Origin of the sequence: Kineococcus indalonis, from assembly GCF_009906395.1 — a bacterium.
Classification (GTDB): Bacteria; Actinomycetota; Actinomycetes; order Actinomycetales; family Kineococcaceae; genus Kineococcus; species Kineococcus indalonis.
The window spans coordinates 1-1,942 of record NZ_JAAALM010000651.1; the positions used below are offsets into that span (position 1 = coordinate 1).

Here is a 1,942-nt window from a genome sequence, read left to right on the forward strand (position 1 = left end):
GTGCGGGGGTGCGGGTGGTGCCGCGGGGGTGGTTCAGCCCTTCAGGCCGGTGCCCGCGATGCCCTCGACGATGCGGCGCTGGAAGATCAGGAACAGCACCACCAGCGGCAGGGCGCCGAGGATCGTGGAGGCCTGGATGTCGGCGAAGCGCTGCCCGTAGGAGCCCTGCACGGTGGCCAGCCCGACCGGGATGGTCATGAGCTTGGGGTTGGAGAGCACGAACAGCGGCAGGATCAGGTTGTTCCACACCCACACGAACACCACGATCGCCATCGCGGAGATGATCGGCCGCGACAGCGGCATGATGATCGAGCGGTAGATCCGCCAGTTCGAGGCGCCGTCCAGGCGCGCGGACTCCTCCAGCTCCTTGGGCAGCCCGTCGAAGAACTGCTTGAACACGAAGATCGCGATGACGCTCGCCCCGACCTGCGGGAAGATCACCGCCCAGTAGGTGTTCAGCAGCCCCAGGGCGTTGAGCTCCTGGAAGATCGGCAGGATGAGCACGTCGGTCGGCACCATGATCCCGGCGAGCACCAGGACGAACGCCAGCTGCCGGCCGCGGAAGCGCATCCGCGAGAGCGCGAACGCGCACATCGACCCCAGCGTCACCACGAGCCCCGCCGAGACGACCGCCGTGACGGCGCTGGCCAGGTACCAGTTCCAGATGTCGCCGCCGCGCAGCAGCGTCGAGTACGAGGCCAGCGTCGGGTCGGTGTCGCGCAGGATCGCCTCCGCGCCGAGCGCGGCGGTCGCGTTGGACGTCAGCGACGTCTTGATCGCCCACAGGCTGGGCAGCAGCCACAGCACCGCGCAGACGACCAGGACGACGAAGCCGACCCGGTCGAAGACCTTCCCGCCGTTGGAGCCGGCGGTGCTGACGCGGGCCGCGGGCGCGGCCGCCGAGATGCCGCTGCGGCGGCGGCTGGGGGCCTGCGGGTTCGCGGTGGCCATCTCAGGCCTCCCTTCGCGACTGGCGCGTCTCGAGGACGTGGCGGGCGAGCGCGATCACGAGGATCACCAGGAAGAGCAGGACGCTGGCCGCGGCACCGGCGCCGACGCGGAAGTCGGTGAAGCCGGTGCGGGTGATGAAGCCCAGGGCCACCTGCGTGCTGGTGCCCGGCCCGCCGTCGGTCATGATGTAGACCTGGTCGAAGATCTTCAAGCTGGCGATGATCTGCAGCAGGACCACCAGCGTCGTCGTGCGGCTCAGCAGCGGGATCGTCAGGTGCCGGATCTGCTGCCAGGGGGTGGCGCCGTCGATCGCGGCCGCCTCGTACAGCTCGCGGGGGATGTCCTGCAGGCCCGCCAGGTACAGGATGAAGTTGAAGCCGATGGTCCACCAGACCGTGGTCACCGCGATGCCGACCATGGCCAGGCTCGGGCTGGCCAGCACCGCCGTGGGCTCGTCCACGCCCAGCCAGCGCTGCACCTGCGGGAACAGGCCGCTGTCGGCGGTGTAGATGAACACCCAGATCAGCGAGATGGACGCCGAGGGCAGGATGTAGGGGACGAAGAAGGCCATCCGCCAGAACCAGTGCCCGCGCCGCATCCGGTTGGCCAGGACCGCGAAGACGAAGGACAGCACCACCAGCGGCGGCACGGTGTAGAGGGTGAACTGCAGGGTGTGCCACATCGCGGACCAGAAGACGCTCGAGGTGAGCATCTCCTGGTAGTTGGCCAGGCCGGCGAAGGAGCCCAGGCCGGTCTTGGTGAGGCTCGTGTCGAAGAAGCTCGCCACGAGCATGTACAGGGACGGGCCCACCAGGAACGCCAGGTAGAACACGGCGAAGGGGGCGATGAACAGCCAGGCGGAGCGCTGCCGCTGGCTGGCGGGGGTCCGGTGGCCGTGGGGCGTGGCCACCGCGGCCCGCCCCGGGGCGAGGGTCTGCGCGCTCACGGGACGACCTCTCCTTCGGGTTCGCGGCCCGGTCCGTGGCAGGAC

2 protein-coding genes are annotated in these 1,942 nt (G+C 69.7%); both read right to left on the minus strand.

Annotation, left to right across the window (positions count from 1 at the left end):
• Positions 1-33 precede the first annotated feature (33 nt).
• On the minus strand, positions 34-951 hold the full coding sequence (locus tag GTR00_RS19930) for a carbohydrate ABC transporter permease (protein WP_166613284.1): 918 nt from the start codon (positions 949-951) through the stop codon (positions 34-36).
• Position 952: 1 nt separating this feature from the next.
• Positions 953-1,897 carry a carbohydrate ABC transporter permease gene (locus GTR00_RS19935; RefSeq protein ID WP_323132631.1) on the minus strand — a complete coding sequence of 315 codons (945 nt, stop codon included), beginning with the start codon at positions 1,895-1,897 and terminating at the stop codon, positions 953-955.
• Positions 1,898-1,942: the final 45 nt, after the last annotated feature.